5 protein-coding genes are annotated in these 5402 nt (G+C 74.9%); 2 read left to right on the plus strand and 3 right to left on the minus strand.

Annotation, left to right across the window (positions count from 1 at the left end):
• Positions 1-134: 134 nt before the first annotated feature.
• A complete protein-coding gene (locus ACFU5G_RS28870; RefSeq protein WP_377252393.1) occupies positions 135-2231 on the minus strand; it encodes a BTAD domain-containing putative transcriptional regulator in 2097 nt (698 codons plus the stop codon).
• Positions 2232-2264: 33 nt separating this feature from the next.
• Here ACFU5G_RS28870 and ACFU5G_RS28875 point away from each other — a divergent pair, with 33 nt between their 5' ends.
• Positions 2265-3143, plus strand: coding sequence for an alpha/beta fold hydrolase (locus ACFU5G_RS28875; protein WP_377252395.1), 879 nt, complete (start codon positions 2265-2267; stop codon positions 3141-3143).
• A 7-nt stretch (positions 3144-3150) separates the two neighbouring features.
• On the opposite strand, the gene ACFU5G_RS28880 is transcribed toward ACFU5G_RS28875, so the two are convergent.
• Positions 3151-3759, minus strand: a complete 609-nt coding sequence (locus ACFU5G_RS28880) for a DsbA family protein (RefSeq protein WP_121385327.1) — start codon at positions 3757-3759, stop codon at positions 3151-3153.
• Entirely contained in the window at positions 3756-4343 is a 588-nt protein-coding gene (locus ACFU5G_RS28885; protein ID WP_377252397.1) for a TetR/AcrR family transcriptional regulator, read from the minus strand. The genes ACFU5G_RS28880 and ACFU5G_RS28885 overlap by 4 nt, the downstream gene beginning before the upstream one ends.
• Before the next feature lie 124 nt (positions 4344-4467).
• Here ACFU5G_RS28885 and ACFU5G_RS28890 point away from each other — a divergent pair, with 124 nt between their 5' ends.
• A complete protein-coding gene (locus tag ACFU5G_RS28890; RefSeq protein WP_377252399.1) occupies positions 4468-5310 on the plus strand; it encodes an alpha/beta fold hydrolase in 843 nt (280 codons plus the stop codon).
• The last annotated feature ends 92 nt before the right edge of the window (positions 5311-5402 follow it).

The following is a 5402-nucleotide window of genomic DNA, read 5'->3' on the forward strand; positions in this document are numbered from 1 at the left end:
CTTTGACACTCGTCAAAGCGAAGAAACTTAGGCCTCAAAGGTGAGTGGGGAGATGGTCGGTAGGTTCGCCCGCTGCGCTGGCGGCGGTCGGGCGGTGGGTCGGGCGGCTGGTCGGCAGCGGGCCAGTCCGCGGGTCAGTCGGCGAGGAACGCCTCCAGCGCGTTCAGGTGGTCCTCGACCGGGCCTGCCGTCAGGACGCCGCTGCCCGCCGCGATCTCGCCGGCGGCCGGGGTCAGGGCCGCGCGGGCGCGCTCGGCCGTCCGGCGGTCGCCCACCGCGACGGCGGCGCGTCCGGCCAGGATCCAGAGGACCTCGGCCAGGAGGCCCGGCGGCGGGTCCGGGATCCGGCGCACGGCCTTGGCGGCCGCCGAGACTGCCGCCGCGTCGCCGCGGGCGCCGCGAGCCAGGAGCAGGTGCGGGCGGGCCCAGGGTTCGTAGGGGCCCCAGTCGGCGTCCTCCAGGGTCGGCGCGGAGCCCCCGTCCGGAGCAGCCGCGACGCCCTCCGCAGGGAGCCCGCGCCAGACCCGCAGTGCGAGGATCGCCAGCGGCAGCAGGCCTTCGGTGAGCCCCGGCATCCCCGCGCCGTCGAGCGTCGCGGCGGCCGCCCGGTATCCGCGCTCGGCGTCCGCGACGGCGGCCGCGTCGTCGCCCGCCGGGGGAGCGGGGCGTTCGCCATCGGCCGTGGGACCCGTTCCGCCCCGCACCCCCGCTGCCGCCGCCCGCAGCGCCCCGAACCACGCGGTGAACACGCCCACCAGCGGCCGCTCGTGCCGCAGGCCGAGCGCCCCGGCGCTGTCCGCGTGCCGCTGCGCGTCGGTCCACCGGCCGAGGGCCGACAGGGCCTGCACCCGCACCAGGTGCCCAAGGATCTCGAACGTCGCCAGCCCGTGCCGGGCGGCGAGCGACACGAGCTCGACGCCGATCGCGTCGCGCTCCGGGGCCAGGCCCGGGTGCTCGAACCGGGTCAGGTACCGCCCGGCCAGCGCGAACGCCAGGACCGCCGGGTCGCCGGACCGCCGGGCGAGCGCCTCCGCCTCGTGCGCCGCCCGCGGGCCGCGGGCCCTGGCCAGGCCCCGTGACTCGACGGCCACCGTCGCCAGGAGCTTGGCCCGGACGGCGTCGGGCGCGTCGTCGGGCAGCGCGGCGAGCGTCCGCTCGGCGGCGGCGACCACCTGGGCGGCCAGGTCGGCGTCGTCCGACCTGGTCCAGGCACCCGGCACGTCGAACGCGCCGATCACGCGCGCGGTGAGGTCGGGGTCGCCGAGCTGCTCCGCGGCGCCTACGGCGGCCACGCGCTGCGCGCGGGCGGCGGCCAGGCCCTCACCGCCGGTCATCGCGAGGGTGCGCAGCAGCGTGGTGGTGGACTCCAGCCGGGTGCGCGCGCCGGCGGCGACCACCCGCTCGTAGGCCGACGCCGTGTCACGCCAGACGTCGTCGGCGCCGGGGGTGCCGCCCGTGCCCGGGTCGTGCCGCAGCACCTGCGCCTCCAGCTCCGCGAGCCGCGGCCCCGGGTCGACGCCGAGCTCGCCGGCCAGCATGGCGCGGGCCCTGCGGAGCACCGCCAGCGCGTCGGCCTGCCGGCCCGACCGGTACAGCGCCAGCGCGAGCAGCCGCCAGCCCTCCTCGCGCCAGGGGTGCTCGGTCACGTGCGCGTCCAGGCCCGGGACGACGTCGGCGGCCTCGCCCAGGTTGGTGCGCGCCTCGGCGACGCGCTCGACCGCGACCAGCCGGAGCTCGGCCAGGCGGCCCCGTTCCGCGACGGCCCAGGGCTGCTCCAGTCCCGCGTACGCCGCGCCGCGCCAGGTGTCCAGCGCCCGGTCCAGCGCGGCGCGGGCCGCGGCGGGCGCCAGGTCCCGCGCGCCCGAGACCGCGGCCTCGAACGCCCAGGCGTCGACGTCGGCCTGCCGCAGCGCGTACCCCGGGCCGTCGGTGACGAGCACCCGCGCCGGGGTGCGGGCCGCGCGCCCGGGCTCGATCGCCCGGCGCAGGGCCGCGACGAAGGTGCGCAGCGCCACGAGCGCGCCCTGCGGCGGCTCGTCCCAGAGGTCCTCGACCAGCCGGTCGGCGGTCACGACCCGGCCCCGGGCGGCCACCAGGCGCGCGAGGACCGCCCGCTGGCGCGGGCCGCCGAGCGCCGCCTCGGCGTCGTCGACCCAGGCCGTGACCGGGCCGAGCACGCCCACCCGGACCTGCGCCGTCGCCGCGGCGGGCCCTCCAGATCGGTCACTCATCGGCTGCTCATCCACGTGGCGGAGATTGGGGGCATGACAACAACGAAGATTCCTCAGTTCGAGTACCAGCGCGTCGCCGTGGGCGACGTGCACCTCAACGTAGCCGTCGGCGGCGCCGGCAGCCCGGTGGTCCTGCTGCACGGGTTCCCCGAGACCCACCTGATGTGGCGCCACGTCGCGGCGGACCTCGCCCGCGAGCACACGGTGATCGTCCCCGACCTGCGCGGGTACGGGGACAGCGACAAGCCGGCCGAGCAGGACCGGGACACGTACTCCAAGCGGACCATGGCGCAGGACGTCGTGGACCTGGCGCGGGCGCTCGGCCACGAGACGTTCGCGCTCGCCGGCCACGACCGCGGCGCCCTCGTCGCCGTCCGCGCCGGTCTGGACCACCCGGACCGCGTGACCCACCTGGCGATCCTCGACGTGCTCCCGACCCTCGACATGTGGGACGTGCTGCACGGGGCGAACGCCGCCGTCGCGTTCCACCTGTACCTGATGGCGCAGCCGCCCGGCCTCCCGGAGCGGATGATCGAGGGCGCAGCCGACGAGTTTTTCGCGTTCTTCCTCGACGCGTGGGGCACCAGCCAGGAGGCGATCCCGCCCGAGGTCCGGGCGGAGTACCTGCGAGCGTCGCGCGAGGCGGTCCCCTCGATCGTGGCGGACTACCGGGCGTCTGCCGGGATCGACATCGAGCACGACGAGGCCGACCGGGCCGCCGGGCACCGGCTGGCCATGCCAGTCACCGTGCTCCAGCAGGACTGGGGCGCCGCCCTCGGTTACGACGCCGCCGGCCTGTGGTCGGCCTGGGCCGCCGACCTCGACCACCGCACGGTGACCGCCGGACACTTCATGGCCGAGCAGGCCCCGGACGAGATCGTCGGCCACCTGCGCGCGCTGCTCGCGCGCTAGCAGGCACCTACCGGCCCCAGCGGGACGCGCGCTTGCGCGACAGGCCCATCGTGTCCCGCAGGTCGGTGACGGTGACGTCGCCCAGGTAGGGCTCGCCGTTGATGAACAGCGTCGGCGTGCCGTGCACCCCGGCGTCGATCCCGTCCTGGTAGTCCGTGCGGACGGCGTCGGCGAACTTCTGCGCCCCGTCGCCCACCAGCGCGGAGGTGTCCAGGTCGAGCTGCTCGCCGTACCGGACGATCGACGCGTCGTCGAGGCTGTCCTGGTTCTTGAAGAGCAGGCCGGCCATCGGCCAGAACGCGCCCTGGTGGCCCGCGGCCTCGGCCGCCAGGGCCGCGGTGAGCGCGTACGGGTGCGGCTCGAACAGCGGGAAGTGGCGCCAGACCAGGCGGACCTGGCCGTCCGAGCCGTTGATGAGCTCGTGCAGCACCGGCTTGGCCGCCCCGCAATAGGGGCACTCGAAGTCGCCGAACTCCACGATCGTGAACGGCGCCTCCGGGTTTCCGTAGGCCCACCGGAACGCGAAGTCGTCGGCGTCGTGCGCGGCCGCCGGCACGGCGCTGGCGGTCGCCTCGCGCGTGCCCTTCTCGGACTCGTCGGTCGTCATGTCGCTCATGATCCCACCACCGCCGCGGGCCGCGCCGGGACGGCGGCGTCGAGCAGGGTCTCGGCGGCGGCCCGCGCGTGGTGCGCGGCCTCCGGGGTGCCAGCGATGGCGGCCGTGGTCTGCGCGCCCTCGGCCAGGATGGCGAGCTGGGGCGCCAGGGCGGGCGGCGCCCCGGCGTCGGCCACGAGCTGGGCGACGTACTCCTGGAAGGTGCGCTTCTGCTCGCGGACGGCGTCCGCCACCGCGATCGACGACGCGCCCAGCTCGCCGTGGGTGTTGATGAACGCGCACCCGCGGAAGTCCGGCTCGCGGAACCAGGCGTCGAGGAAGTCGAAGATCGCCAGGATCCGTTCGCGAGCCGTGGTGGCCCGCTCGGACGCGGACGCGAGGCCGCTGTCCCAGACCCCGGTGCGGTGGTGCAGGACGGCGACGATCAGCTCGTCCTTGGAGGCGAAGAGCGAGTAGATCCGCTTGAGCGACACGCCCGCCGCCGTCCGCACCGCGTCCATGCCCACTGCCTGTACGCCGCGCGCGTAGAACAGCTCGTCGGCGGCCCGGACCACGGCCTCGCGGGCGGCCTTCTCGTCCATCATCGCGATCTCACCCCGTCTTCCGTCCCGCACGACTTGCGCGGAGAACGTTCGTTCTCTACTGTAACGGATGTGGGCGGAGAACGAACGTTCTCCGCTGGGCGAAGGATCGAGAAGGGAACGGATCATGGGTTTCATCACGGTCGGCACCGAGAACAGCACCCCCACGGAGCTGTACTACGAGGACCACGGATCGGGGCAGCCGGTCGTCCTCATCCACGGGTACCCGCTCGACGGCAACAGCTGGGAGCGGCAGTCGCGCGAGCTGATCGCGGCCGGCTACCGCGTGATCACGTATGACCGCCGCGGGTTCGGCAAGTCGAGCAAGGTCGGGGCCGGGTACGACTACGACACGTTCGCCGCCGACCTGGACACGGTGCTGAACACGCTCGACCTGCGCGACGTCATCCTGGTCGGCTTCTCGATGGGCACCGGCGAGCTCGCCCGCTACGTCAAGAACCACGGCCACGAGCGCGTCGCCAAGCTCGCGTTCCTCGCCTCGCTCGAGCCGTTCCTCGTGGCGGCCGACGACAACCCCACCGGTGTGCCGCAGTCCGTCTTCGACGGCATCGAGGCGGCGGCCCGTGCCGACCGCTTCGCCTGGTTCACGAACTTCTACCAGGACTTCTACAACCTGGACGAGAACCTCGGCTCGCGCATCAGCCAGGAGGCCGTCACGGCGAGCTGGAACACCGCGACGGGCAGCGCGCCGGTCGCCGCGTACGCCGTGGTCTCCGCCTGGATCGAGGACTTCCGGGCCGACGTCGAGGCCGTGCGCGCCGCCGGTAAGCCGTCCCTGATCCTGCACGGGACCAAGGACAACATCCTGCCGATCGACGCCACCGGCCGCGCCTTCCACGCCGCGTTCCCCGAGGCCGAGTACGTCGAGGTCGAGGGAGCGCCGCACGGCCTGCTCTGGACCCACGCCGACGAGGTGAACGAGACGCTGCTGCGGTTCGTGCGCAGCTGACGCGGGCGCTCCCGCGGCTCCCGCGGTCCCCGCGGCTCCCGCGGTCGGGCTCGGGTGATCGGTAGAAGGTCAGGTGGTCGGCAGCTCGAGCT

The organism is Promicromonospora sp. NPDC057488 (genome assembly GCF_042802395.1).
Taxonomy (GTDB): Bacteria; Actinomycetota; Actinomycetes; order Actinomycetales; family Cellulomonadaceae; genus Promicromonospora.